Annotated in this window: 24 protein-coding genes, 1 pseudogene and 1 other annotated feature; of the genes and pseudogenes, 11 read left to right on the top strand and 14 right to left on the bottom strand. The window is 45.0% G+C overall.

The annotated features are described in order from the left end of the window. Nucleotides 1-15 precede the first annotated feature (15 nt). From dltB to MHI44_RS10175, 3 genes are read right to left on the bottom strand one after another with little or no spacing between them, the layout of a single operon-like run. Entirely contained in the window at nucleotides 16-1,203 is a 1,188-nt protein-coding gene (gene dltB, locus MHI44_RS10185; protein ID WP_003227327.1) for a D-alanyl-lipoteichoic acid biosynthesis protein DltB, read from the bottom strand. Continuing rightward, on the bottom strand, nucleotides 1,200-2,711 hold the full coding sequence (dltA, locus tag MHI44_RS10180; RefSeq protein WP_041054155.1) for a D-alanine--poly(phosphoribitol) ligase subunit DltA: 1,512 nt from the start codon (nucleotides 2,709-2,711) through the stop codon (nucleotides 1,200-1,202). Before dltA ends, dltB begins: the two co-directional genes overlap by 4 nt. Nucleotides 2,712-2,728: 17 nt before the next feature. Next, nucleotides 2,729-2,878, bottom strand: a complete 150-nt coding sequence (locus tag MHI44_RS10175) for a teichoic acid D-Ala incorporation-associated protein DltX (RefSeq protein WP_003227330.1) — start codon at nucleotides 2,876-2,878, stop codon at nucleotides 2,729-2,731. Between the two features lie 149 nt (nucleotides 2,879-3,027). On the opposite strand from MHI44_RS10175, the gene MHI44_RS10170 reads away from it, so the two are divergent. The 6 genes from MHI44_RS10170 (at nucleotide 3,028) to MHI44_RS10145 (ending at nucleotide 7,654) form a co-directional block, all read left to right on the top strand. Beyond that, on the top strand, nucleotides 3,028-3,162 hold the full coding sequence (locus MHI44_RS10170; protein ID WP_003227332.1) for a hypothetical protein: 135 nt from the start codon (nucleotides 3,028-3,030) through the stop codon (nucleotides 3,160-3,162). A 162-nt stretch (nucleotides 3,163-3,324) separates the two neighbouring features. After that, nucleotides 3,325-4,260 (top strand): 1,4-dihydroxy-2-naphthoate polyprenyltransferase, encoded by a 936-nt coding sequence (locus MHI44_RS10165; protein ID WP_015250916.1) that lies wholly within the window; start codon nucleotides 3,325-3,327, stop codon nucleotides 4,258-4,260. A 141-nt stretch (nucleotides 4,261-4,401) separates the two neighbouring features. Beyond that, nucleotides 4,402-5,034 carry a GTP pyrophosphokinase YwaC gene (ywaC, locus tag MHI44_RS10160; RefSeq protein WP_003244564.1) on the top strand — a complete coding sequence of 211 codons (633 nt, stop codon included), beginning with the start codon at nucleotides 4,402-4,404 and terminating at the stop codon, nucleotides 5,032-5,034. Nucleotides 5,035-5,163: 129 nt separating this feature from the next. Then, nucleotides 5,164-6,357: an MFS transporter gene (locus MHI44_RS10155; protein WP_339203427.1), complete on the top strand. Its 1,194-nt coding sequence runs from the start codon at nucleotides 5,164-5,166 to the stop codon at nucleotides 6,355-6,357. A gap of 6 nt (nucleotides 6,358-6,363) precedes the next feature. Next, nucleotides 6,364-6,747, top strand: a complete 384-nt coding sequence (locus MHI44_RS10150; protein ID WP_033882888.1) for a carboxymuconolactone decarboxylase family protein — start codon at nucleotides 6,364-6,366, stop codon at nucleotides 6,745-6,747. 67 nt (nucleotides 6,748-6,814) lie between these two features. Next, the gene (locus tag MHI44_RS10145; protein WP_339203425.1) at nucleotides 6,815-7,654 is read left to right on the top strand and encodes a helix-turn-helix transcriptional regulator; all 840 of its coding nucleotides are present in this window, start codon (nucleotides 6,815-6,817) and stop codon (nucleotides 7,652-7,654) included. Nucleotides 7,655-7,701: 47 nt separating this feature from the next. On the opposite strand, the gene ywaD is transcribed toward MHI44_RS10145, so the two are convergent. The 3 genes from ywaD to ywaE form a co-directional block, all read right to left on the bottom strand. Further along, entirely contained in the window at nucleotides 7,702-9,069 is a 1,368-nt protein-coding gene (ywaD, locus tag MHI44_RS10140) for an aminopeptidase YwaD (RefSeq protein ID WP_015250921.1), read from the bottom strand. A gap of 155 nt (nucleotides 9,070-9,224) precedes the next feature. Continuing rightward, the gene (gene tyrS / locus MHI44_RS10135) at nucleotides 9,225-10,466 is read right to left on the bottom strand and encodes a tyrosine--tRNA ligase (protein WP_339203423.1); all 1,242 of its coding nucleotides are present in this window, start codon (nucleotides 10,464-10,466) and stop codon (nucleotides 9,225-9,227) included. A gap of 41 nt (nucleotides 10,467-10,507) precedes the next feature. Beyond that, nucleotides 10,508-10,722 (bottom strand) — a binding site (T-box leader). Continuing rightward, nucleotides 10,717-11,232 (bottom strand): tyrZ transcriptional regulator YwaE, encoded by a 516-nt coding sequence (gene ywaE, locus MHI44_RS10130; protein WP_019712840.1) that lies wholly within the window; start codon nucleotides 11,230-11,232, stop codon nucleotides 10,717-10,719. Its footprint overlaps the feature before it by 6 nt. A gap of 150 nt (nucleotides 11,233-11,382) precedes the next feature. Here ywaE and MHI44_RS10125 point away from each other — a divergent pair, with 150 nt between their 5' ends. Both MHI44_RS10125 and MHI44_RS10120 read left to right on the top strand, forming a co-directional pair. Next, a complete protein-coding gene (locus MHI44_RS10125; protein ID WP_015250923.1) occupies nucleotides 11,383-12,096 on the top strand; it encodes a TIGR02206 family membrane protein in 714 nt (237 codons plus the stop codon). 109 nt (nucleotides 12,097-12,205) lie between these two features. After that, nucleotides 12,206-13,066 (top strand): glycosyltransferase, encoded by an 861-nt coding sequence (locus MHI44_RS10120; protein ID WP_015250924.1) that lies wholly within the window; start codon nucleotides 12,206-12,208, stop codon nucleotides 13,064-13,066. A gap of 52 nt (nucleotides 13,067-13,118) precedes the next feature. Here the strand turns inward: MHI44_RS10120 and sacY are convergent, their stop codons facing one another. From sacY to epr, 3 genes are all read right to left on the bottom strand, one after another. After that, a complete protein-coding gene (gene sacY, locus MHI44_RS10115; protein ID WP_015250925.1) occupies nucleotides 13,119-13,961 on the bottom strand; it encodes a transcription antiterminator SacY in 843 nt (280 codons plus the stop codon). A 53-nt stretch (nucleotides 13,962-14,014) separates the two neighbouring features. Next, the gene (gene sacX, locus MHI44_RS10110) at nucleotides 14,015-15,394 is read right to left on the bottom strand and encodes a SacY negative regulator SacX (protein ID WP_015250926.1); all 1,380 of its coding nucleotides are present in this window, start codon (nucleotides 15,392-15,394) and stop codon (nucleotides 14,015-14,017) included. A gap of 432 nt (nucleotides 15,395-15,826) precedes the next feature. After that, nucleotides 15,827-17,764: a minor protease Epr gene (gene epr / locus MHI44_RS10105; RefSeq protein WP_339203420.1), complete on the bottom strand. Its 1,938-nt coding sequence runs from the start codon at nucleotides 17,762-17,764 to the stop codon at nucleotides 15,827-15,829. A 219-nt stretch (nucleotides 17,765-17,983) separates the two neighbouring features. Here epr and celB point away from each other — a divergent pair. Together celB and MHI44_RS10095 are read left to right on the top strand one after the other, a co-directional pair. Next, a pseudogene (gene celB / locus MHI44_RS10100) lies at nucleotides 17,984-19,319 on the top strand (PTS cellobiose transporter subunit IIC). 78 nt (nucleotides 19,320-19,397) lie between these two features. Then, nucleotides 19,398-20,075 carry a DUF2711 domain-containing protein gene (locus MHI44_RS10095; protein WP_014481286.1) on the top strand — a complete coding sequence of 226 codons (678 nt, stop codon included), beginning with the start codon at nucleotides 19,398-19,400 and terminating at the stop codon, nucleotides 20,073-20,075. A 38-nt stretch (nucleotides 20,076-20,113) separates the two neighbouring features. On the opposite strand, the gene glxA is transcribed toward MHI44_RS10095, so the two are convergent. Further along, the gene (gene glxA, locus MHI44_RS10090; protein ID WP_003227362.1) at nucleotides 20,114-20,494 is read right to left on the bottom strand and encodes a glyoxalase GlxA; all 381 of its coding nucleotides are present in this window, start codon (nucleotides 20,492-20,494) and stop codon (nucleotides 20,114-20,116) included. A 120-nt stretch (nucleotides 20,495-20,614) separates the two neighbouring features. On the opposite strand from glxA, the gene MHI44_RS10085 reads away from it, so the two are divergent. Then, nucleotides 20,615-21,802 carry a class I SAM-dependent rRNA methyltransferase gene (locus tag MHI44_RS10085; RefSeq protein ID WP_339203418.1) on the top strand — a complete coding sequence of 396 codons (1,188 nt, stop codon included), beginning with the start codon at nucleotides 20,615-20,617 and terminating at the stop codon, nucleotides 21,800-21,802. A gap of 33 nt (nucleotides 21,803-21,835) precedes the next feature. On the opposite strand, the gene MHI44_RS10080 is transcribed toward MHI44_RS10085, so the two are convergent. The 4 genes from MHI44_RS10080 to MHI44_RS10065 all read right to left on the bottom strand — a co-directional run bounded on the left by MHI44_RS10080 (nucleotide 21,836) and on the right by MHI44_RS10065 (nucleotide 24,418). Beyond that, nucleotides 21,836-22,033 carry a YwbE family protein gene (locus tag MHI44_RS10080; protein ID WP_003227367.1) on the bottom strand — a complete coding sequence of 66 codons (198 nt, stop codon included), beginning with the start codon at nucleotides 22,031-22,033 and terminating at the stop codon, nucleotides 21,836-21,838. A 33-nt stretch (nucleotides 22,034-22,066) separates the two neighbouring features. Further along, a complete protein-coding gene (locus MHI44_RS10075) occupies nucleotides 22,067-23,269 on the bottom strand; it encodes a major facilitator superfamily domain-containing protein 6 (RefSeq protein WP_339203416.1) in 1,203 nt (400 codons plus the stop codon). Nucleotides 23,270-23,372: 103 nt separating this feature from the next. Next, on the bottom strand, nucleotides 23,373-24,050 hold the full coding sequence (locus MHI44_RS10070; protein ID WP_003227371.1) for a CidB/LrgB family autolysis modulator: 678 nt from the start codon (nucleotides 24,048-24,050) through the stop codon (nucleotides 23,373-23,375). Then, complete coding sequence (locus MHI44_RS10065) at nucleotides 24,032-24,418, bottom strand: CidA/LrgA family holin-like protein (protein ID WP_003227375.1); 387 nt, start codon at nucleotides 24,416-24,418, stop codon at nucleotides 24,032-24,034. The genes MHI44_RS10070 and MHI44_RS10065 overlap by 19 nt, the downstream gene beginning before the upstream one ends. Nucleotides 24,419-24,445 lie beyond the last annotated feature (27 nt).

Raw genomic sequence — 24,445 nt, 5'->3', positions numbered from 1 at the left:
GCTTTCTAATCTCCTTTAATGGTGGTGATGAAATGGTTTTCCTGAGAAAATGTAAAACCCGAAGCAAACGAAGTGGAATGTGATCACAATAGCGAGAATGGTTGTCCAGCGGTTGGACGGCAGCCATTTATATTTCTTATTCCACTTCTCGAAAAAGTTGTAACACGTCATCAGCACGGCGTGATAGAGGCCGTAAATGATATATTGCGGCGCGAGCCCGTGCCAAACCCCCATCAGCATAAACAGCAGGAAATACCCGATGTTTGAGACGGCCATACGGTTTTTGATCCACTTTTTCTTAGTCATCCAAAATACGAATCTCATAAACACATAATCTCTGAACCAAAATGACAGAGACATATGCCAGCGATTCCAGAAATCTTTAATATTTTTACTGATAAATGGTTTATTAAAGTTTTCTGGTGATTTAATGCCCATAATGTAGCTGACCCCGACGGCAAACATCGTGTAGCCGGCGAAATCAAAGAATAAATACATGCTGTAGCCGTACATGTACAGCAGGTTCCCAAGAATCTTATTGTGCGTGATTGCGGGAAGATTCATGATGAAGTACGTATTGATCGCGTAGCCGATAATAAATTTATACAGGAAACCGATGAAGATTTTATGGATTCCCGTATACAACAGGTCGGCGTATTCTTCTTTCGTCCAAGCCTTCTGTTCATCCTTGACGAACCGGCGGTATCTGTCGATCGGGCCGGAGGAAATCGTCGGGAAAAACAGGATGAAATACAGCAGGCGGTGCAATGGCAGCTGTTCTTTCAGCAGTCCGTCTCTTGCTTCCATAATCAGCTGAACGCCTTTAAAGGTTAAATATGAAATCCCTAAAAAGCTGATCAGGTTATGCGGCGGATGATGCGGCTGCGGGTGTGAAAGAAACGGCCATATTTTTGACAGAAATAAAGGCAGAATAGACGCGATAACAGCCCCGCAAAAGACAAAGCCGCTGTTCGCTTTCTGCCGGTATGCCAGATAGCCGCTGATCAGGAGCACCTGCCATATTGTAAACAGGCACAGCGCGATGACCCCGTGTAAGTCGTGCGAAAAAATTAAAGCCAATATAATGATAGATATGAACATGTTGTATGCTTGAAATCTTTTTCCGTTTAAGCCGAGAATGATCGTCGGCAGAAGAAGAATGCCAAGCAGTATAAAGAATAAAAACGAGCTGTAAGGCGTCATACAAGAACCTCTTCGCCAATGCGTTTTCGGTCAATTTTGCCGTTAGCCGTCATTTGAATGTGATCCTGATAGATAAATTTTCTCGGGATCATATATGCCGGAAGAGAAGCGGCAAGCTCTTTTTTAATAGCGCTTGTCAGCTGGAATTCCTTCTCGAACTCATGCTCCTCAGGCACAATAGCAGCGATCAGGTACTCAACTGTTCCGTTTGGCTGATAAGGAATCACGACAGCAGAGCGAACGTACTGTGACTGTCTGACATGGAACTCGATTTCCTCCAGCTCCATTCGATAGCCGTGAAGTTTAATCTGAAAATCCAAACGTCCTTGGCAGAAAATCTGACCGTCTTGAATAAAGCCGGCATCGCCAGTTCGGTATGCCCACTGGCCTTCATGAGAGAAAAACGCTTTTTCCGTCAGCTCTGGCTCACCAAGGTAGCCTCGGCTTACACTCGGCCCTGCAATGACGATTTCTCCTTTTTCTCCATCAGGAAGCGGCTGTCCCTGTTCATCCATAATGAAAATGTTCATATCTGGTTTGGCGAAGCCCACTGGAAGCGATTCGCTGCGGCTGATGACGTCAGCCGTAATTTCAACCGATGTGACAGCCACTGTCGCTTCAGTCGGGCCGTACGTATTAAAAATCTTCGCTTTCGGAAAACGCTCAAGCAGCGCTTTTGCCACAGAAACCGGAAGAACCTCTCCGCAAAACATAAATGTGTCCGCATGAGGCAGCAGATCCTGTGAAAAACCCGGATCCATCAGGCACATTTGCACAAAGGAAGGTGTTGATGTCCACACATTCAGTCCGGACTTCTTCAGCTCTTCAAATAAGACTTTCGGCTTGTTCACAGCATCCTTTGTCACGCAATGTAAAGTCCCGCCTGATTGAAGGCACGGATATAGGTCCATGACAGACAAATCAAATGAGAACGGCGCTTGGTTTAAAAATATTTTTCCTCCGCTGACTGGAAAGTCTGCACAAATCCAGTCTGTGAAGCTTTGAAGATTCGCAGCGGAAATCTGCACGCCTTTCGGATTTCCTGTGCTTCCGGAAGTGTAAATGATATAAAACGTTTCGTGTTCTTTGACCCATTGATCTTGGCTGACAGAGCCGCCTTCGTTTTCCAGCAGTTCTTCCGCAGAAACTGTCTGAATCTGCTGGCCGACTGCATCAATTGAGAGTCCTGCTGCATGGATCAGCAATTCTGCTCCAGAGCTTTCGATAATTTTCGCAATCCGTTCGGACGGAATAGACAGGTCAACCGGAATATAAGGATGTCCCGCTTTGACACTTCCCAAGAAGGAAACAAGCATGTGCGGCTCCATGTGGCCGTACACAAGGATAGGAGATTTCTTTTCCCCAGAAATGCGTTTTTGGATCGCGGCAGCCGCGCGGTCAGACTGCTCCCATAATTCCTGATACGTGAGCGACTGGCCTTGAGAGCGGAAGGCATCGGTTTGCGGATAAGTTTCCGCATGTGTTTGAATAGCATGTAAAAGTTTCATAGTTATTCTCTCTCCAATTAGAAATCGTTATAAATATATGAACCGGTATTCGCGGTGTGAAAACCATACATAAAAAACAAAACAAGCAGTATCATCAAATAAAAGCCTGTATGACATGTCCACTTGACAGCGGGTTTTTCATACAGCTGTTTCATTAATTGCAGCATATCAAAAATTCCCTTCCCGTTTTTTCGACAATCACATGATTATTTGACGATCAGATGCTCAAAAAGTTTCATTTTTTCCCTAATCTCCCTCAAATTAATATATCGGCGTATGTTTTTGAAAATGAATCTTTATACCTGCAAGGGCAAGAATGGAATGTTTCGAGCTGATTCATAATAAAGGAAAAGATACCTGGAGTCAAAAGATCTTTTTAACTTTTAAAAAGTGTAATGTACTTAAAAAAATTTTTCTGTACCTGTTCGTTCAAGTGAAAGCAGAAACCTAATGAAATCAGGGCGAGAAGCGTATAATAAGAAAGAAAACGCCTTCTTGCGGTATCTTGTGAAATAAGGGAGAAGTCATTATGATAGATAAGGAAGCAAAAGGAGTTTTTTATTAAGCTGCCGGCTGAAAAAAAGTAAGCCTTTTAATAGAAAGGAAGAGGAAGATGAACCAAACAAATAAGGGTGAGGGTCAGACAGCGCCGCAAAAAGAAAGCATGGGGCAGATCCTTTGGCAGTTAACCCGTCCTCATACGTTAACCGCATCGTTTGTGCCTGTGCTGCTCGGAACCGTTTTGGCGATGTTTTATGTGAAGGTTGATCTGCTGCTGTTTTTGGCTATGCTGTTTTCTTGCCTATGGATCCAGATCGCGACGAACTTATTTAATGAATATTATGATTTTAAACGCGGATTAGATACAGCAGAATCAGTCGGAATCGGAGGGGCCATTGTACGCCACGGAATGAAGCCTAAAACGATTTTGCAATTAGCTCTGGCCTCATACGGGATTGCCATTTTGCTCGGTGTCTATATTTGTGCGAGCAGCAGCTGGTGGCTTGCGCTGATCGGCCTTGTCGGCATGGCGATCGGCTACCTGTATACAGGCGGGCCGCTGCCGATTGCGTACACGCCGTTCGGTGAATTATTCTCAGGCATTTGCATGGGTTCGGTGTTTGTGCTGATTTCGTTTTTCATTCAGACAGATATGATCAACACGCAAAGCATTTTGATTTCCATCCCGATTGCGATTCTTGTCGGCGCGATTAACCTGTCGAACAACATTCGTGATATTGAAGAGGACAAAAAAGGCGGACGCAAAACATTGGCGATTTTGATGGGGCATAAGGGAGCTGTTACTCTGTTAGCTGCGTCGTTTGCCGTCGCTTATATCTGGGTTGTCGGCTTGGTTATTACCGGTGCCGCAAGCCCATGGCTGTTCGTCGTCTTTTTAAGCGTGCCTAAGCCGGTTCAGGCAGTGAAGGGCTTCGTCCAAAAAGAAATGCCGATGAATATGATTGTCGCAATGAAATCAACAGCCCAAACAAATACATTTTTCGGATTCCTGCTCTCGATCGGATTATTGATCAGCTATTTCCGATAATAAAATAGACCGCTCGTTTCGTGCGGTCTTTTTTTGTTACAATCGACCGCATTTTGTAAAAAAATTCATAGAACCTTGCAGCAGACAGGGACGTCTAGTACTTGGACAGCGGATAAAGTTCCGTTAAAGGAGATGACGAACATGGATTTATCTGTAACACATATGGACGATTTAAAAACAGTAATGGAAGATTGGAAAAATGAATTATTAGTTTATAAATTTGCGCTAGATGCGCTCGATACAAAGTTCTCAATTATCAGCCAGGAATATAACCTCATTCACGGACACAACCCGATTGAACATACAAAATCCCGTGTCAAAAGCTTTGAAAGCATCGTGAATAAGTTAATGAGAAAGGGCTGTGAGATTACGACGAAGGAAATGAAGGAGCATATTCACGACATTGCCGGCGTGCGCATCATCTGTTCCTTTATTTCTGACATTTATAACGTCGTGAATGTGTTGAAGCAGCATGAAGATTTGAGAATCGTAAAGGTAAAGGATTATATCCAGACACCCAAACCGAATGGCTATCGAAGCCTGCATTTGATCATTGAGATGCCTGTGAATTTAACGAACCGTGTGGAATACGTCAAAGCAGAAATTCAAATCCGGACAATCGCGATGGATTTCTGGGCGAGCCTTGAACATAAAATTTATTATAAATTGAACAATGACGTTCCTAAGCAATTAACAGATGAGCTGAAGGAAGCCGCGGAGATTGCCCATTACCTAGATGAGAAAATGCTGGGGATTAAGAAAGAAGTGGATTGATAACAAAAGCGAAGCCTGACAGGGTTTCGCTTTTTTTCTTTGCTTGCTAGTACTTTTTATACCAGTATAAACTCACTTCTGTTTCCATGATTGAACCTGCTTTATCATGCATGAAGAAAGGAGGTAAACATGAACCATTCCATTTCATTATCGAGAGGTTTGATTTTTCTTATAGCGGTGACTAGCGGGTTTACGGTAGCTAATGTCTATATCAATCAAACATTGCTTGTCAGCATGGCAGGCATGTTTCATGTGACGCCGGCACAAGCTGGGATGATTGCTACATTGGCGCAGATTGGCTATGCGGCGGGGAACCTTCTGCTTGTTCCATTGGGAGATCTTTTTGAACGCCGCCGCTTAATTGTGAGCCTGCTATTCTTAGTGGGGGTTTGTTCGGCCGCTTCAGCGTTAGCTGTAAGCTTTCCATGGCTAGTCATCACAAATTTATTATTGGGATTCTTCACGATTATTCCTCAAATCCTTGTGCCGTTTGCGGCAGGTTTAGCAAATGACAGGAACAGAGGAAAAGTACTCGGAAACGTAGCCATCGGCTTGGTTTGCGGAATTTTAGGGGCGAGAGTGGTCAGCGGGGCGATAGATGCCCATTATGGCTGGCGCGTGATGTATTGGATTGCCTGTGCAGCAGCCGTCATCATTATGCTGATCATTCACTTCTGCTTTCCGAAAAGCAAAGGGACACATGCATTTCATTACGGAAAACTCATTTCTTCATTATTTCCGCTTTTGATCAAGGAGAAAGTGTTAAGAAAAGCATGTGTAAACCAAGGCTTCATGTTCGGCGCCTTCAGTTTATTTTGGACGACGTTAGTGTTTATGGTGAGTGAACCTCCATTCTCGTTTGGCAGCCAGACTGCCGGAACAATCGGTTTGGTGGGAATTGGCGGGGCTTTTGCAACTCCGCTGATCGGCCGGATTATTGATCAAAAAGGAGCTGCTTTTTCCAACAAGCTTTGTATGTCTTTTACCTTATTGTCATTTGTTTTATTAATGGCAGGCCAGACTTCATTGATTGTGATTGTATTGGGCGCTTTATTCATCACCATGGGCATTCAGGCGAATCAGGTGGCATGTCAGGCGGAGATTTTCCAATTGTCGGCTGAAATGAGAAGCAGATTGAATGGCCTCTTTATGGTCAGCACGTTTTTAGGCGGCGCCTTGGGATCGTATGCAGGGGGTGCAGTCTGGATGCTATTTCATTGGAACGGTGTTTGTATTCTGGGGATGATTATGGTCGGTATTGCCTTCAGTTCAAGGATTACCATAAATCGTACTACTAAAAAAGCGATATTGGAAGGGAGATAGAAGCTGGTGCGAACAAGTGAACATTATAAAAAAGGGTTAGATATTCTGAAACAAATTGATGAGGAGAACTATGAAGCGATCGTGGGCAATTTTAAACATTCCATCGCTCCAGACCTTGGTGTGCTTGCCGTGGAGTTTAACTACGGTCAGATTTTTTCAAGACCAGGTCTTGATCTGAAATCCAGATTATTAGCAACCGTTGCTGGATTGACTGCATTGGGCAATACCCAGCAGCTAAAATTCTATATTAACGGAGCCCTGAATGTCGGATGGACACAAGAAGAACTCATAGAAGTCATGATGCAGATGATTATTTACTCAGGTTTCCCGAATGCACTGAATACCATTCTTCCTGTGGCCGCTGAAGTATTTGCAGAACGAAACAAATAATATAAAAACCTTCTCCTTTTTATGTAGAATACTAATAGGAAATTCTATGCAGAAGGAGAGTGTGTATGTGGACAGTATGGCAGAAAAACGGAAAGAGCTAGGGGAGTTTTTAAAACTTAAAAGGGCACAGCTTTCTCCGCAAGAGTTTGGATTGCCTATGGGCACCAGAAGGAAAACAACAGGCTTGAGAAGAGAGGAATTGGCCCAGCTGTCCGGTATAGGTGTCACATGGTACACATGGCTGGAGCAGGGAAGGGATATTCGGGTATCGACACAGGTACTGGAAAGCATATCGAGAGTGCTCAAATTGAATTATGAGGAAAAGCGTCATGTCTTTCTGTTGGCTGGCCATCATGTTCCTTTAGATGATCAGGATGAAGATAATAAGAGCCTTCCTCTGGCTGTGCGGCACTTTATTGATCATTTAACCAATTGCCCTGTTTATGTGACTGACGAAAAGTGGGACGTTATTGCTTGGAACACAGCAGCTTGTGCTGTGTTCGGCAATTTTGGCCAAATGGGCAGTAAGGAAAGGAATGCCATATGGCGATGTTTCACCTCGAAGGAGTATGGGGATCTGCTTGACGACTGGGAAAGCCACGCCAAAAAACTTATCGCACAGTTTCGATCGACAGCCAGCCGTTTTCTTGGGGAAGCATGGATAAAAGAGCTGATCGATGAGTTAACTGAAAGAAGCCCCGAATTTAAAAAATGGTGGAACCACCACGAAGTATTAGGCACACACGCAGGAGAAAAAGTACTTCATCACCCGGCAGCCGGAACAATGGTGATGGAGCATATGACATTACAAATATATGACTCTCCTGATTTGAAACTGACCATTTATCGCCCGTTAGAAAAAGAAAATACAGTTGATAAACTGAAAGCTTTACTTATAGACGGCTAAACAGCTGATCATTATAAAAAAAGACGGCACCCAAGTGCCGTCTTTTTTTATTTGATATCTTCAAAAATGTCAGATGCTTTCGCCTTCATTTGTTTCTTAATGGTTTTCGGTTTCTTCTCTTTTTTCACAGCCTCATAGACAGCGGCTGTCACAAGATCGCCTGCTTGCTGGAGGCGTTCTTTGCTGATATGTTCGATCGAGTCTTCAGGGGTATGATACCACGGCTCAACTTCTTCTGTTTCCGGGTCTCCCCAAATAAAGTTGGCGGAATCAATGCCGGCTTCGTGGAATGGCACATGATCAGATGATCCTCCCTGTGTCAGAGACAGGCTGTCAAACCCAATTTTTTCAGCAGCCGTATGGCTGGATTCCCAAACATAGTTAGATTGGCCATCCAATGTGTTGACATACAGCTCAGACGCTTTTTCCCAGCTTGTGCCTACCATATCTAAGTTGAAGTTCACTTCGCTTCGTTTCAGCTCTTTTTCCGATAGATGATCTACATAGTGAGAGGAGCCGAGCAGGCCGAGCTCTTCGGCGCCGAAAGCGATAAAGCGGATTTCTTTATCAGATGGAACGCTTTTTAAGACACGCGCCATCTCCAGCATAACAGAGGTTCCTGAGCCGTTGTCATTTGCCCCGGGTGAAAAAGGAACACTGTCGTAATGGGCCGTCACGTACACAATGTCTGGATGTTTGATGTTCTTTGGTTTTTTGATTCCGATGATATTCTGGGAGGTTTGGTTTGTGAATGCTTTTAGTTTTAAGGTGGCTTCTTTTTGCTGGGTAAGTGCTTCGCCGTCTTCTTTCTTAATGCCGACGACCGGAATGCCGACTTTATTTCCCGACAGGTTTGGCGTCATAGGCACGAGGCTTTCTTTGTTGTTATAAATGATGACAGCTTTTGCTCCGGCGGCTTCGGCATTTTTGGCTTTCTCGTAATAAGTCAGGTCTCCTCTGGAAATCAAGGCGATTTTGCCCTTGACGTCAGCGGTAAAGTCCTTTTGATAGCCCAATCCCGCATTGTAAAGCGGGGCCGTCAGCCCTTGTTCCTCAGTCGGAGCTGAGCCGGACGCCGCTTGGAGAAGAATATCGCGTCCTGCTGAAGACAGTGTTCCCTCAAGCCGGTCAGGAATGTTGAATCGTTGAACCTTCACATCAAGCTTTAATTTTCTCAAGGATGAGGCGATCAATAGGGCGCTCTTTTTTTCAGCTGCAGTTCCGGCTATTCTGGGGCCGATTGCTTCACTTAGCTGAGAAATGGTAGAGTACGCATGCTTTGCTTTGAATGGAAGCTCGCGCTCGCTATTTGATATTTGTAAAGCGTGCGCGGCAGGGGTGACACTCTGTGCCGGCAAGAGCAGTGTGCCGGCAGTTAAAACAGCCATCGTCATGACAGTCAAAAGCTTTTTCATCAAAAATAAACCTCCCCTAAATGTATGGTTGGGGAATATTTCGGGATGCTAAAGGAGTTTCCTGCAAGATGAAGAGCGTTTTTGAAAAGACAGTGCTTTATACCTGCAAAAAAACGCTTATGAATGAAGGGTCATAAGCGTTTCGGAATATCAAACTATTGGAGCTTTAAAAACTTGCGTTTGCCGACTTGGATGATCATATTCTCTCTTATCTCTGCTTTGGCGTGAATATCTGTTATTTTCTCTCCGTCGATGCGTACACCGCCGTTTTGAATCATGCGGCGCGCCTCGCTCTTTGAAGAGAGGAGCTTCAATGTAACGAGCAGATCGACAATCGCGATTGTTTTCTCGCCTTCCCATTGGACAGACGGAATATCATCAGGAAGGCTGTTTTCCTGAAAGACTGTTTTAAACGAGTGTTCGGCAGCTTCTGCTGCTTTCTCTCCGTGATACATTCGGACGATTGTTTTGGCTAAAAGCATTTTGGCATCACGCGGATGAACGGCGCCGGTTTCTAAGTCTTTTACGAGCTGTTTTTTCTCTTCAAGCTCTAAGTCTGTCGCCAAGTGGATGTATTTTTTCATCAGGCTGTCGGGCAGTGACATCGTTTTTCCGTACATGTCGTTTGGATGTTCGTTAATGCCAATGTAGTTGTGTTTCGACTTTGACATTTTTTCGACGCCATCCAAGCCTTCCAAGAGCGGCATCAGGATGACGACTTGTTTTTCTTTGTTGTATCTTTCTTGGAAATGCCGTCCCATGAGGACATTGAAATGCTGATCCGTTCCGCCTAATTCAATATCACTTTCGAGAACGACAGAATCATATCCCTGCATCAATGGGTAAAAGAATTCATGCAGTGAGATTGGTTTTTGCATGGCGATGCGTTCTTCAAAGTCGTCGCGCTCCATCAGGCGGGCTACCGTTATTTTCCCTGCTAATTCAATGACATCTTCCAGATTCAATGTTTTCAGCCATTTTGAGTTATAGTGAAGCTCGACTTTTTCTGGATCAAGAACTTTTCCGAATTGCTCAAAGTAGGTTTTGGCATTGTGCTGAACTTCTTCATCAGTCAGTTGCTTTCTGGCTGTCGATTTTCCGGTCGGATCACCAATTTTTCCTGTGAAATCCCCAATTAATAGCTGGACAATGTGGCCGTTTTCTTGAAATTGGCGAAGCTTATTTAACACAACCGTATGGCCCAAATGTACATCCGGTGCAGACGGATCTAATCCGAGCTTAATTTTAAGCGGCGTGCCCGTGGAAATTGATTTCACGAGCTTTGCCTTTAATTCCTCCGGCGGTATGACTTCGTGGGCGCCTGTCATGTATAGCTGTAGCTGTCTTTCTACCTCTTTTTGCTGTGCTGCTGTGAGCTGCTCAAATGTTTTCATCATTCTTCCTCCTTTTTTACAAACACAAAAAAGAGCCCATCCCGATAAGGGACGTGGCTCAATGCACGCGGTACCACCCTGGTTGAAGACATCGTCTTCCGCTCATTCGAATAACGGTTTCCCGTTCTTTGCTACCTTTAAGGTTCACAAAGAAAGCTCGGGGAGGTAATTCACGTTTGCTGTGTGCCGGCTCGCACCTTCCGCCGGCTCTCTGAAACAGGGAGACAAACCGCTACTGGATTCCCGTCAAAGCTTATGTTGTATGAAGATTGTCAGCTACCTTTCTAAGCAGCCCTGTCAATATTTTCTGTTCGTCCTTCGTCATTCCCGCAATGAGCTCTGTTTCCCCTTTGTGAAACTCCGGGTAGAGTTCTTCGATCGCTTGTTTGCCGGAATCGGTGATAGAGACAAACACGAGTCGCCGATCTCTTGTGTCGATGCTTTTACGGCAAAAATTCTTTTTTTCGAGCGTTTTGATCACGTTGCTTGCTGTAGCTGTAGATATCCCTGACAGCTCAGCGATTTTTCTCGTTTCGAGCGCTCCCCATACCCATAGATCATAAAGAATGGAGAAAGCGGTCCAAGAAAGGTTATAGGAAGAAAGAACCTCAGTCTCCATTTTGACACGGAGCCTTTGTGCAGACCGATACAGATTCGTAGCGATCGAAATGGCTTCCAGGTTGAGTGACTCGACGGGCATTTGTTTGAGCTTAGAAAGTGTATCGTGTTCTTCCTTCCGAAGCTGCTGATGTTGATGTGAACGTTCCATTTTTTAGGCCTGCCTTAAATTATCAGAATCATTAGCTATGAAACGAATTGTAACAGAGTATGATGTGAACTTCAAGCCCATATATCGGTTGAATAAAAAAAGCCCAAACAACGCCAAAATAAACAAAAAACCGCAAACGGGGGTGCAGTTTTGCAAAAATATGTTCAATCCGTCTATAAGCATGATCCGTTTCATCTGTTTTCGACAGAGCATGTAGTGACGTTAGCGATTATCGCCCTTTTGGCCATTCTGTTGTTTTTGTTCCAAGAGGGGGTCAAGCAGCCGAGGGCCAGCCGGTTTTTACGTTCTCTGTTTGTGTTTCTTTTGCTTGGTTCGCAAATCGGCTATCAAATATGGATGGTCGCCACGGGCAGGTGGTCGGTGCGCACTTCATTGCCTCTCCAGCTTAGTGACCTGTCGGTGTATTTGTCAGCTATTATGTTAGTGACAAAAAGCAGAAAGCTGTTTGTGTTTTTGTTTTTTGTCGGCATCGGCAGTTCGATTCAGGCTCTTGCCACTCCTGACCTCGGAATGTTTTCATTTCCGCATATCCGATATATCCTCTTTTTTATTTCTCACGGGTCTGTGTTTTTATCCTGTCTGCTGATGGCTGTGATTGGCACCTACAGAATGGGCCAGCGCTCGTTATGGGTGACAGTCCTGCTTGTTAATGTGTACGGCGTCTGTATTTTCCTGATTGATCGCTGGCTTGGCGCGAATTATATGTATTTGACGAAAAAACCGGGCGGATCCTCTCTCTTAGATGTTCTCGGGCCATGGCCATGGTATATCGTCTCGGCTGAAGCCATCACGATCGCCAGCTTTTTCATTCTTTATTTGCTTTATCGCATCTTCAAAAAATGACACCTTTTTTGTTGTATCACACATTCTGTTTAAAAAAATGTCGGAGAACGTGTTTATTTTTTTGAAAAAGGGTATGTAACTTGTACAACAAAAAGGGAGATGAATACCATTGAGGAAAGATGAAATCATGCATATCGTATCATGCGCAGATGATAATTATGCTCGTCATTTAGGTGGGATGTTCGTTTCTTTATTGACTAACATGGATCAGGAGAGAGAGGTAAAATTATACGTCATTGATGGCGGAATTAAGCCTGATAACAAAAAAAGACTGGAAGAAACCACTTTGAAATTCGGAGTGCCGATTGAGTTTTTAGAAGTGGATACCAAAATGTATGAACATGCGGTAGAGAGCAGCCATATTACAAAAGCCGCGTATTACCGCATTTCGATTCCCGACTTAATTAAGGATGAAAGCATCAAACGAATGATTTACATCGATTGCGATGCGCTTGTCCTAGAGGATATTTCTAAGCTATGGGACTTAGACATTGCGCCATACACCGTAGCCGCTGTTGAGGATGCGGGGCAGCATGAACGCCTGAAAGAAATGAACGTCACTGATACAGGGAAGTATTTTAACTCAGGTATCATGATTATTGATTTTGAGTCTTGGAGAAAGCAAAACATCACAGAAAAAGTCATCAACTTTATCAATGAACACCCAGACGAAGACTTTCTTGTGCTGCATGACCAAGATGCACTGAATGCGATCTTGTATGATCAGTGGTATGAACTTCATCCGCGCTGGAACGCTCAAACCTATATCATGTTAAAGCTGAAAACCCCATCGACTCTGTTAGGGCGGAAGCAATATAATGAAACGAGAGAAAACCCGGCAATCGTGCACTTCTGCGGCGGAGAAAAGCCTTGGAACTCCAATACAAAACATCCGTATCGCGATGAGTATTTCCATTACATGTCTTATACGAAGTGGAATACGATCAGCAACCCGGCGATCAACCAATAATACAGATATAAAAAAACGCTTTTGAGATGATCAAAAGCGTTTTTTGTTTGTCTCAGCGTGCGACTGACCGTTGGTAGAACCGCTGAATATGCATGGCGATGTAGCACAATTCTTTTTCAGGAAACTCAAAGCCGTATTCCTTCTTCACAAAGGTGCCGATGCTTAGGGCACACAGGAAGGCATCCTTAAACTTCTCTTTAATGATGTCGATCATTTCTGCGTCCAGCTCGTAAATGGATTCGCCTGCTTTGATATGCTGAATGGCAAAGCGGAGATGGGTCACGAGCCGTTCATAAGAGATGGTATCTTCAACGATATTAATAGACAGTTGAATTTCGATAATCTCGATAATATCACGGATCATTGTTGTAATATCAAGCGTTTGTGTCATATCGCCGGCATTGTTTCTTGCTGTGTGGATATGCATGGCGATATTGCCGATTTCATCATCAGGAATGTGAATCCCCAGTTTATCTTTAATCAGTGCTCTGGCCCATAAGCCGATCTGGAACTCCTTTGGATAAAGGACTTTGATTTCATTCAGCAGCGGATTTTTGATAACCATCCCATTGCTCAGGCGTTCAATTGCAAAAGAAAGATGGTCTGAAAAAGCGACATGAATGCGCTCGTTGATTTTGATGTTCAGCTCTTTTTCGGCATGAGAGATAATTTGCTCAGAAATCTGAATGTGGTCTTCAGGCAATGTTTCTAAAATCTCTTCGAACTGCTTATAGTCAGCTGTATCTTTTCTGATAAAGGTTTTTTCTATTTTTGACGGATCGACAATATCATTCTTCTTTTTGTTAAACGCAATTCCTGCACCCAAGAGAATCTTCTCTTCATTTTGATCCTTTACGACGATAGCATTATGATTTAAGATTCTTTTAATTTTCATAGCTTTTTTGTCCTTTCATCCCCCGTTTTATGAATGAAAACGAATAAATCCAGTTATTCTGTCTCTTCTTTAAACCCGAGAAACAATGTAGCTATAAAAGCAGAGACGGCTGCGATCAAGAAACCGATCATATAATGAACAAAATTCGCGGCGCCAAACGGCAGCACGATTGAAATCATCGGAATGCCTGTCAGTCCGTAGGAATTTGCCACAACTTGTACCGCAACCACGTATGCTCCGCCAATAGCACCGCCGATGGCTGCTCCGATAAAGGGACGGATCAATTTGAGATTTACCCCGAATACAATCGGCTCAACAATGCCTAAAAACGCGGTCAGAGAAGCGGGGAGCGCAATTTTTTTCAGGCTTGATTGTTTCGTTTTGAGGAATACCGCAAGCCCCGCTCCGCCTTGGGCCACATTCGCCATCGACCATATCGGCACTAAAAAGTTGACACCGACATGCGGATTAGCAAGCAGCGTTGCCTCAATTGCATAAAAGCTATGATGCAATCCAGATAGGACGATGGTGGAGTAGATGCCGCCGAAAAGAGCTCCGGCGGCAATGCCGGCGTGATCATAAATATAGACGATCGATTGTGTCATGATTTGGCCGACGATAGAAGCGGCGGGATTCATCACAATCAGCGCGAGGCACCCTGTCACCATGACCGTAATAAAGGGAATAATCACGACATCAAGTGACTTCGGCACAATCGATTTTAATAGCTTCTCAATTTTGCTCATGACAAAAACGGAGAGAAGAATCGGTATAATGGAACCCTGATACCCCATCATCGGGATATGAAGCCCCCATATGTCTAAAGAAGACGGGGTTTTGCTGCCGAGCATAGACGGGTCCAGCAGATCAGGATGCGTCAAAAGCCCCGCGATCACTGCCCCTAGGTATGGGTTGCTGCCAAATTGCCGTGCGGCACTGAAGCCGACTAAAATCGGCAGTAAAATAAAGGCTGTGCTGGACACGAGGTCGAGCATTTTAATCCATGGGCTGCCGGCAGCGAACCAGTGAAACACCTTAATCATGCCGATCAGCCCCATGAGCAGGCCGCTTGCTGTTATTGCCGGAATAATCGGCACAAAAATATCGGACAGTGTTTTCGCAAAAGCTGCGGCAGGGTTCAGCTTCCGGCTGGCTTTTTTCTGGTGGACAGGTTCTTCAGAAGGCGCGTTCTCCCATACATGAACGACTTCTTTATATATTTTGTTGACGACGCCTGCTCCGAAGATAATCTGGAAAAGCCCATAACGGAAAAAGGTGCCCTGCACACCTTGCAGGTTCTCAATGGCATGTATATCAATTTTCGTCTCGTCCTTTACATCAAAACGAAGACGGGTCGTACAATGGCTGATGCTGATAATATTGTTTTTTCCTCCTGCGAGCAGCAGTAATTCTTTTGCAATCTCTTTATGCAAGCAATCAAAACCTCCTTTGCTGAAGAAAAGTCGGCTTGTTCATCGTATCAAATGAAAAGTTGACAATCAAAATGAAAAAAGTGAGAAATATCGGCTGAAAATGACAAAAATGCCCGCGTCGACGCGACGACGGAGCATGAGAATAGGGGGTTGTCCAAGGCGCCGTTATGAGCCCAACACGAAAAGAAGAGTTAAAATGCCCTGCTTTTTAGGCATTAATACTCCCTTTGCATCATTGGGTCTTGCCTGCCTGCCCAGTCACAATCCCGCCATATGTGGTGATAACTGTAATAACGTTCATTTTATGCTGTTCATGGCTGTATAGCAATAGTATGAAAAGCCTGCGAGGCGGATGGGAAAAAGGTTGTGTACGATGTTCTTAGAATGTAAAAAACCTTTAAGACCTGGAATGCAAGTCTTAAAGGTTTTTGGTTACTTTTTCGGTTTGACGGCGTTCAGCCGTTTTTGCAGCTTTGTTTTTTCATTGGATGCTTTTAATTGATTCACTGCAGACTGAGCGGATGCCTTTGATTTCTTTGTTTTGTCTTTTTCCGCTTTCTTCACTTTTGCCTTGGCAGTTTCCACTTTTTTTGCCTCAGCCGCCGCCACCTTTTTCTTCACTTTGTCTAACCGTTTTTGCAATGCCGTTTTGTCCTTGCCTGCTTGAAGCTGATTGACGGCTGATTGTGCTTTTGCCGCATTTGCATCAGTTGATTTCTTTTCAGCCGCAGATACGGATTGCTGTGCCGTCTTCAAATTGGTGCTCTTCACTTTGTTAAGGCGTTTTTGCAGGGACGTTTTTTCTGAACTTGCAGGCAGCTTGCCAATTGCTGATTGTGCGCTGTCCACATCTGTTTTCTTTTTGCTTTTTTCCGCTTTCGCAACTTTGTCTTTCGCTTGCTTTGACGCGATGTAGCGTTTTACTTGGTCTAAGCGTTTTTGAAGGTTCTTTTTGTCTGTTCCGTTTGGCAGCTTGTTGATGGCAGTTTGTGCTGTATCAACGGTTTGCTGTGTTTTATATTTTTCTGCCTTTGCGACTTTGTCTTTCGCATCTTTTACATTTCTGTATGACTGTACTTTATCCAGTCTTTTTTGCAGGACAGTTTTGGCGTCGGAGCCCGGCAGCTGGCTGACGAGTTCTCGCGCTTTGTTGATATCGGTTTGTGCTTTTGTTTGTTCCGCTTTTTTCACAGCTTGCTCTGCTGCCGCGTACGCTAAATTTGTTGCCTGTGCTTTATACTGGATTAAGCCGTAGCCAAATTGCTGATCGCGGCCTGCGGTACCAAGATCAACGATGTTTTTCCGCATTTCCTCGCGAAGCTGGACGTTTGTCTCGGCAGGATCACGCTGTTTTAACAAGGCAAACATGGCTGCGGCGTGCGGTGTCGCTTGGGATGTTCCGCTTCCTGTTGCATAATACTGGTTTAAGTAAGTGCTTGTGATGTTTGTCCCCGGTGCTGAAAATTCAACTTCATCTCCAGTTGTTGAGAAGGAGGCAAGCTGATTCTTTTCGTTTGTTGCTGAAACCGCAACGACACTGCTGTATGCCGCCGGATAATTCACTGGCTTGCCGTTTCCGTCGTTACCGCTTGCGGCAACAAGCAGAACACCTTGTTCATATGCTTTGTTCACGGCGTCATGAAGGATTTTGCTGTCTGACGTCGTGCCAAGGCTCATATTGACGATGTCCATCCCGTTTGCGATCGACCAGTCAATTCCTTGGAGAAGGCTTTGAAGATCCCCCGAGCCGTTCTGATCAAGCGCTTTAACCGCGTATATTTGTGCTTCCGGTGCGATGCCGTCAATTCCGTAGCCGTTATGCTTGGCTCCGATAATCCCTGCGACATGTGTTCCGTGGCCGTTATCATCTTTGTAAGAAGAGGTATAACTGACAGCTGAATACCCGCCGGCAATCGACAGGTCATCGTGGGGGGAGATCCCGCTGTCAATGACGGCAATTTTGATATATTTTCCTGTCAGTCCTGCCTTCCAAGCCTGTTTCACCTGAATGGGCTCAAGGTTCCATTGCTCAAAGTTGTCAGAGGTGTCAGTGCCGTCTGACAGCACTTTGAAATCCGTGCTGTCTGCTGCGGTAAATGATACGTTGTTTTCTACATACAAAATATCAGGATCCTGCTTTAATTCTTTTACTGTCTCCTGGTCTGCTGTGACCGCTACCGCGGGAAGATGCTTATACTGCTGTTCAACATCAGCATCACTATCCAGGATGGTTTCCTTTCCGGCCTTGTTTTTATAAACCACAATAACCTCTTTCTCGCTGCTGTTTTGCGCATGAGCGAGAGGGCCTATGGCGAGAAAACTGAAAAACAGAGTGACTGATACAACAAGTTTGCAAGACATGTTTTTCATGATTCATCTCCTTTTTCTATGATGTTTGATATATATATCGGAGAAAAAAGAGAGATTAATAGATAAAAATTTTTCATAGACAGGATTGTTTGGCAAAATGCAGATTTTTTCCGCAGGAAGAGGAAATTTTCCAAATGAATTTGTAAGCGTTTTCAAAATAAGATAAAGAAAACATTGCGGAGGTTGTTCACAAAGCAATGAGAAAAGGGGGCTTTTAAGATGAGCGCATTCACTCGGGTAATGGAAGAAAAAATAATGCCTGTCGCCGGGAAAATTGCCGGACAGCGGCACCTCAGCGCTTTGCGTGACGGAATTATCCTGACCATGCCGCTGATTATTATCGGGTCTGTCTTCTTGATTTTAACGAGCCTGCCGATTCCGGGGTATGCTGATTTCATGGCGAGTGTGTTTGGGAAGGAGTGGGCTGATAAGCTCGGATATCCCGTCAATGCTTCGTTTGATATTATGGCGATGATCGCCGCTTTCGGGATCGCCTATCGGCTGGCGGAAAGCTATGGTGTTGATGCCCTTTCGGCCGGAGCGATTTCAATTGCCGCATTTCTATTGGCAACGCCGTTTGAGGTGCCGTTTACACCGGATGGCTCAACGGAGTCCATCATGGTAGGGGGCGGAATCCCGATCACGCTACTTGGCAGCAAGGGCTTATTTGTCGCCATGCTGATCGCCTTGTTTTCAACCGAAATCTATCGGTACATTATTCAAAAAAATATCGTCTTCAAAATGCCAGACGGTGTGCCGCCTGCGGTAAGCAAATCGTTTGTCGCGCTGATTCCCGGCTTTATCATTGTGTTTCTCGTGTGGCTGGCGCGTCTTCTGATTGAAATGACACCTTTTCAGAGTCTGCACAATGTCGTAGGAGACCTGCTTGGCACACCGCTTTCCATCCTTGGCGGCAGTCTCGGCGGAAGCCTGATTGCTGAATTTGTACAGATGCTGCTTTGGTCGTGCGGGATTCACGGGGCTTCCATCATTGGCGGAATCATGTCGCCGATTTGGTACGGCGCGATGGATGCCAACCGTCTTGCCTTCCAAGCGGGCGAGGCGCTGCCGAGTATTTTTACGACTCAGTTTTTTCAAATTTGGATCAATGTCGGCGGGAGCGGAGCGACACTGGCGCTTGTCCTGACGATGCTTGTCCGATCTCGCAGCAAACAAATGAAGCAGCTTGGCCGATTAGGGATTGGGCCCGCGCTTTTTAATATCAACGAGCCGATCATTTTCGGCATGCCGATTGTCATGAATCCGCTCCTTATTGTCCCATTTATCATCGCACCGCTCCTCACGATTACGGCGACTTATATCGGCATGAGCACCGGGCTGGTGGCAAGACCGGCCGGAATCGCGGTGCCGTGGACGATGCCGCCGCTCATATCAGGCTACCTGGCGACAGGCGGAAAGGTGTCGGGCGCCGTTATGCAGCTGGTAAATCTGCTGATCACCTGTGCTATCTACTATCCGTTTTTCAGAATATGGGATCATCAAAAATGGCGGGAAGAGAGTGCGGTTGAATCTGGCGGATAAAAATGTGATGTGATAGATGATCGGCCTGTCATAGGGCTGATCATCTCCTTTTAAACGAAAGAGAATGTTAGAATATGTAAAGGAGGTGCGCATGCTAGATTATATATGGTTAGATGACGAATCACCAATCTTACAACAAGTACCAGTTGAATACTCATCTGCTGCACTTATCTTTTCTCCTTTTATCCAAATGCCTGAAGGATGGGAGAATGCAAAAAGAAAAAATGATTACGAGCATATTTATCCAAACGATGATGAAATAAGAGGAATAGGCAAGGCTGTTTCCTGGAAGAAGGTTATGTCTTCTTGCGGCTTTCAAACACATGCTGAGCTGGCGCTGGCTTTAATGACGTCGATAGGCGCTTTAAGGGACGAGTTCGCGAGAGAGGATTTGGCTGAGGTGTTACATGAAAACATAAATGGAGACCTCTATTATCCCAGTGAGGATCATATTTCAAATTTTCATATTCCGAGTTTGGTAAAGGTATTAGGTGCGAACGGATCCAATCGGTTTTATTACGCAGAACCGATTGTGGAAAACCGCGGCGTTTTGGACATAACTGAGGCCAACTTGCGGACGGTTCTTGATGAAGCCGCAGCAGAGCTCGTTTTAACTGATGAGAAAATGGATTTTGTGTTTATGAGTGTATATGACTCATTCATTAATGTCTTTTTAGCCAAAGATAAAAACATCCATGAATTGGTTGAGCGTATGGGCTGGGAAGCTATGATTTGCGATGAGTCAACGTATATCAGTTGGTATAGATAAAAAAAGAACGTACATCACAAAATGTACGTTCTTTTTTTTTATCGCTGAAAGAACTCAATCCACTCACCGTCAGGGCCTTCGATATAGAAATAACGGTATCCGTTTGGAAGTGTTGTGATCTCCTCGTCGATAAATTTTGCGTTCATTTTTTCCGCTTTTGTATATTCAGCCGCGATGTCATCAGTCAGCAGGGCAATGTGGTGCACTTTTCCTTCAGCGGGAAGCTCGCTGCTGTAGCCTTGAATCAGTTCAATTTCTGTTTCCGGGCCGTCTTCAAAGCCAAGAAATGCAAGCTCGATTACACCGTTCGTGTGTGTGATGCGATCCTTCAATTTCATGCCGAGTACCTCTTCATAAAATGTGATGGACGCGTTAATATCTCTTACCATGATGCCTGTATGGTCAATTCGTTTTGGCATGCTGCTCCTCCTCGAAACTCTTTTTGTCTATCGTAGAAAAACCTTTCCTTTCTGTCAATGCAGACATCTTGGCGTTTTGTGGTACGATAAGAGAAAGCAAACAGAAAGAGGACGACATATATGAAGCTACTCACCCTAAAGAAAGCACACGCTGCCAAAATCAAAAAAGGCTATCCCCTTATCGAAAAAGAAGCTCTCGCAGGGAGTGCGGGGCACATGAAAGAAGGAGACCTCGTTGATATCGTGTCTGAGAGCGGCGAGTTTCTCGCGCGGGGCTATTATGGCCTGCAAAACAAAGGGGTCGGCTGGACGCTTACCCGCAATAAACATGAACAGGTTGACCAGGCATTTTTTCTCACCAAATTAACAAAAGCGGCCCAAGCGCGCGCCAAACTATTTGAGTCTCAAGATACAACAGCTTTCCGCCTGTTCAACGGTGAGGGCGACGGTGTCGGCGGCGTCACCATCGACTATTATGACGGCTACCTGCTGATTCAATGGTACAGCAAGGGGGTTTACACCTTTAAAGACATGCTGATTTCCGCATTGGATGAGATGGATCTTGATTATAAAGCGATTTACGAGAAGAAACGCTTCGACACGGCTGGACAATACGTTGAAGATGATGACTTCGTGAAAGGGAGAAGGGGCGAGTTCCCGATCATCATCCAAGAGAATGGCATTCAATACGCGGTGGATCTGAATGAAGGCGCCATGACGGGCATCTTTTTGGATCAGAGACATGTGCGCAAGGCGATCAGAGACCGCTATGCAAACGGGAAAACCGTTTTAAATACGTTTTCTTATACGGGGGCATTCTCCGTGGCGGCGGCGCTTGGCGGAGCGGAGAAAACAACAAGCGTCGACGTGGCAAACCGAAGTCTTGCCAAAACGATCGAGCAATTCAGCGTGAACAAGCTGGATTACGAAGCGCACGACATTAAAGTGATGGACGTGTTTAACTATTTTTCATATGCTGCAAAAAAGGATTTGCGCTTTGATCTGATTATTCTCGATCCGCCTTCCTTTGCGCGCACAAAAAAACGCACCTTCAGCGCGGCCAAGGATTATAAAAACCTGCTGAAGGAAACGATCGCCATCACTGCTGACAAGGGTGTCATTGTTGCCTCTACAAACAGCAGCGCCTTTGGCATGAAGAAATTCAAAGGCTTTATCGATGCCGCCTTTAAAGAAACAAACGAACGCTACACCATCATTGAGGAATTTACGCTGCCGGAGGATTTCAAAACGATTTCGGCATTTCCGGAAGGCAACTACCTGAAAGTGGTCCTTCTGCAGAAAAAATAATGAAAAAGCTGCCCTGTTCAGGGGCAGCTTTTTTTATGTAGAAATGATCTGCTGGACGCGGCCAATGCGGCCATCTTCAAGACGGACTTTAATGCCATGCGGATGAAAGTTTGATTTCGTCAAAATATCCTTCACTGTCCCTCTCGTCAGTTTTCCTGTTTTTTGATCTGCTTTCAATACAATATCAACCTGCAACCCTTTCGAAATGCTGTTTCGCTCTTGCCCGTTCATAACGCACATCCTTTCTTTTGTTCATTATAGTCATTATGGTTTAAAAGTAACAGCCGGCTGATGAAGTGTATGTTTGTTTTTTTCAGCCTTCATTAAATATAATGTCAGGCCAAAGCCTGCTATGCTCAGAATGCCAAAAAGCAAGTAGACTGCGAAAATCGACACGTAGTCAAAAATGTACCCGCCTGCAAATGTGCAGAACCAGTTGCCGAACCCGTTGCCAATGGCGGCGTACATGGTCAGCGCCGTCGCTTCAACGTGTCTTGGGGTAATCTTTTTCACATATTGAAGCGCCGCCGGGATAAATAAACCGATGGCCACTCCCTGAAGAAAGACCGTCGCATATATGATCCATAGTGAAGGCGCCGTGAAATAGAGCGCCCACCTGAATAATGAGACTCCGCCTGACAGCATAATGACGTTGAGCAGCCCCATTTTATCTATAAATGTTTGGGCAAAATGCATAAATGGTATTTCTGAAATCACGCCGATGAAAAATAAAATGCCAATAGCGGAAAGAGACGCGCCGCTTTTGTCCAGAAAAAGACTGAAATACGTATTGTTCGCTAAGTTTGGAGCAAATGTCGTAAAGGTGATGATCATAAAGATGAGGAAAGTTTTGTTGCTGATAAGCTCCCGGAATCCTTTGCGGATATTGACCTTTGTTTTTGTTTTCTGCTGGCCGGGCATTTGTGAAGCCAATATGGCGGCAATGCACAGAAAGGCACAGCCAAAGATAAAGATCACGTGAATGGGGTACAGCTGGTTCGTCACCTGTCCCATGGCAAACACCGCGACGCCGAAGCCGAGAGAGCCAAACAGGCGGATTCCGCCGTAGTTGCCGTTTGTTTCTTGTGTGTACCTTAGTGAAATGCTGTCCGAAAGTGGAATAATCGTGCTTTGAAAGGCTGCAAAACAGGCCGCAATCAAAATAAACAGAGGAAAGCTGTCAAATGCAATATAGCCTAGTCCAATGATGCCTGTGATTGATGTGCAAACCGCCAGCAGGCCTTTCGTTTTTTGCGTATAGTCGCTCAGCATGCCCCAAAACGGCTGAAAGAAAATCATCACAATCGGGCCCAGTGACATGATCAAGCCGACCTGTGATCCGCTTAAATGCTGTTCCTTCGTTAAATACATACTGAGTAGGGGAATCATGCTGCCCGTACCGAGAAAAGCAAACAAATAAAATCCTTTTAACGCGGCATAATGCCGTCTCACCTGCAAGTTGTGCATGAGGGTGCCTCCTTTGGTATCCACAAATACATTATATTGGAATTCGTCAGCTTTTCAATAAGGGGAAGCACATAAAAAAAACTGCCCTCGAGAGGACAGTTTTTTACATAAATGAAAGCAAAAACGGCGCCGCGCAAAGCGTCATAATCGCAGCTAAGATCATCGATACGCTTGAAATCGTGCCGGACACAGAGCTAAGCTCAAATGCCTTTGACGTTCCCGCTCCGTGCGCGCTTGTGCCAAGCAGCACGCCCCGCGCAATTTCGTTATCAATGCGGAAATAACGGATGACCATCGGGCCGATCACTGTGCCGAGCAAAGCGGTTAAAATCACAAACACGGCTGTGACGGCAGGCATTCCGCCGATCATTTCAGATACGTTCATCGCGATCGGCGTTGTCACTGATCTCGGGACGAGGCTGTCAATTAAGCCGGTGCCGAGGTGAAGCCATTTCGCAATAAGAGCGGTAGAAATAATCGCGATGCATGAACCGACGGCCACATTCAAAATAATTTCCACTGCGTATTTCTTTAAAACAGGGAAATATTTATATAGCGGGATCGCGAATGCCACGGTGGCCGGCTGTAGCATATCGGTCAGCAATCCGCCGCCGAGATTATAGGACTCGTACGGGACATTCACCAGCAGCAGCAGACCGACTAACACAGCGGGCGTCACCAATAGCGGCGACGTATAAACACGCGGAAAGCGTTGATATACCTTTTTTGCTCCTAAATACACCAAAACCGTTAAAAACAAACTTACAATTCCGATGAACACGTATGCTTTTTCTCCTTTCTCTTTGCAATGAGTTGTGTAAGCGTTCCTGTAGACACCATCACGACAAACGTGCTGATGATGACAACAAGCAGAATGCTGACACCAAATTTCGACATAATGTCTCCGTATTCAATCACTCCGACGGCAGACGGGATAAAAAATAAAAGCAGCTCCCCGAGAAGCCACGCTGCACCAAGCTCTATCCATTCAAGCTTGATAATGTTAAAGTGCAATAATGTGAAAAGAATCACAATCCCTATTATACTGCCGGGAATATTTATATGAAGAAGGGCTGTCACCCAATTAATCAGCCGAGCAAATATAAATAACAGAGCGATTTGAATAACGGTTAGCAACAGTTTTTTCATATTGATGCCTCCCTTATATACTTATTG

The sequence above is a fragment of the Bacillus sp. FSL K6-1366 genome, from assembly GCF_037976695.1.
GTDB classification, from domain to species: domain Bacteria; phylum Bacillota; class Bacilli; order Bacillales; family Bacillaceae; genus Bacillus; species Bacillus subtilis.
Note: the sequence above shows the minus strand (reverse complement) of the source record. Positions and strands in the feature narration are given on the sequence as shown.

What these genes read in the sequence shown, in the direction of transcription:
- dltB (WP_003227327.1), bottom strand. Translation starts at nt 1,203, where the DNA reads ATGACGCCTTACAGCTCGTTTTTATTCTTTATACTGCTTGGCATTCTT.
- dltA (WP_041054155.1), bottom strand. Translation starts at nt 2,711, where the DNA reads ATGAAACTTTTACATGCTATTCAAACACATGCGGAAACTTATCCGCAA.
- MHI44_RS10175 (WP_003227330.1), bottom strand. Translation starts at nt 2,878, where the DNA reads ATGCTGCAATTAATGAAACAGCTGTATGAAAAACCCGCTGTCAAGTGG.
- MHI44_RS10170 (WP_003227332.1), top strand. Translation starts at nt 3,028, where the DNA reads ATGGAATGTTTCGAGCTGATTCATAATAAAGGAAAAGATACCTGGAGT.
- MHI44_RS10165 (WP_015250916.1), top strand. Translation starts at nt 3,325, where the DNA reads ATGAACCAAACAAATAAGGGTGAGGGTCAGACAGCGCCGCAAAAAGAA.
- ywaC (WP_003244564.1), top strand. Translation starts at nt 4,402, where the DNA reads ATGGATTTATCTGTAACACATATGGACGATTTAAAAACAGTAATGGAA.
- MHI44_RS10155 (WP_339203427.1), top strand. Translation starts at nt 5,164, where the DNA reads ATGAACCATTCCATTTCATTATCGAGAGGTTTGATTTTTCTTATAGCG.
- ywaD (WP_015250921.1), bottom strand. Translation starts at nt 9,069, where the DNA reads ATGAAAAAGCTTTTGACTGTCATGACGATGGCTGTTTTAACTGCCGGC.
- tyrS (WP_339203423.1), bottom strand. Translation starts at nt 10,466, where the DNA reads ATGATGAAAACATTTGAGCAGCTCACAGCAGCACAGCAAAAAGAGGTA.
- ywaE (WP_019712840.1), bottom strand. Translation starts at nt 11,232, where the DNA reads ATGGAACGTTCACATCAACATCAGCAGCTTCGGAAGGAAGAACACGAT.
- sacY (WP_015250925.1), bottom strand. Translation starts at nt 13,961, where the DNA reads ATGAAAATTAAAAGAATCTTAAATCATAATGCTATCGTCGTAAAGGAT.
- epr (WP_339203420.1), bottom strand. Translation starts at nt 17,764, where the DNA reads ATGAAAAACATGTCTTGCAAACTTGTTGTATCAGTCACTCTGTTTTTC.
- MHI44_RS10095 (WP_014481286.1), top strand. Translation starts at nt 19,398, where the DNA reads ATGCTAGATTATATATGGTTAGATGACGAATCACCAATCTTACAACAA.
- glxA (WP_003227362.1), bottom strand. Translation starts at nt 20,494, where the DNA reads ATGCCAAAACGAATTGACCATACAGGCATCATGGTAAGAGATATTAAC.
- MHI44_RS10085 (WP_339203418.1), top strand. Translation starts at nt 20,615, where the DNA reads ATGAAGCTACTCACCCTAAAGAAAGCACACGCTGCCAAAATCAAAAAA.
- MHI44_RS10080 (WP_003227367.1), bottom strand. Translation starts at nt 22,033, where the DNA reads ATGAACGGGCAAGAGCGAAACAGCATTTCGAAAGGGTTGCAGGTTGAT.
- MHI44_RS10075 (WP_339203416.1), bottom strand. Translation starts at nt 23,269, where the DNA reads ATGCACAACTTGCAGGTGAGACGGCATTATGCCGCGTTAAAAGGATTT.
- MHI44_RS10065 (WP_003227375.1), bottom strand. Translation starts at nt 24,418, where the DNA reads ATGAAAAAACTGTTGCTAACCGTTATTCAAATCGCTCTGTTATTTATA.